1 protein-coding gene is annotated in these 353 nt (G+C 63.2%); it reads right to left on the minus strand.

Translation table 11 applies throughout. The features are described 5' to 3' along the window. Nucleotides 1-353 (minus strand): hypothetical protein (locus CBX98_RS26380; RefSeq protein WP_172606042.1); only part of this gene is annotated, 353 nt, incomplete at both ends.

A 353-nucleotide genomic window follows, 5' to 3' on the forward strand; every position in this document is an offset into this window, starting at 1 on the left:
TGTGTCCCCCTCTTCGAAGGCATCGCCACTTGGCGGCGGAGTCCCGACGGTGCTCTTATCGATCTCCACGACCGCGTCCTGGCCGAAATCCTCTGCCGGAATTTCGTCGCGTTTGCCCGAGGCCGAAACCACCACCGGGGCCTCGAGTTGCTCATTGACGGGCGTTTCAGGGTCCGGATCGATTGCCTTCTGATACAGGTTCAGCACCACGGGATGCCCGGGGGATGTACCCGCGCTAACCGCGCCGCGGTAGACGGTGTACGTGACGGTAGCGCTTACTCGCGTGTCCGCCGTGCCGCCGGTGGAACCGGCAAGCCAGACAGCCTGGCTTCCCGCATACGGAAAGAAGATTT

It is taken from the genome of Vibrio sp. T9 (assembly GCF_003123985.1).
Taxonomy (GTDB): Bacteria; Pseudomonadota; Gammaproteobacteria; order Enterobacterales; family Vibrionaceae; genus Vibrio; species Vibrio diabolicus.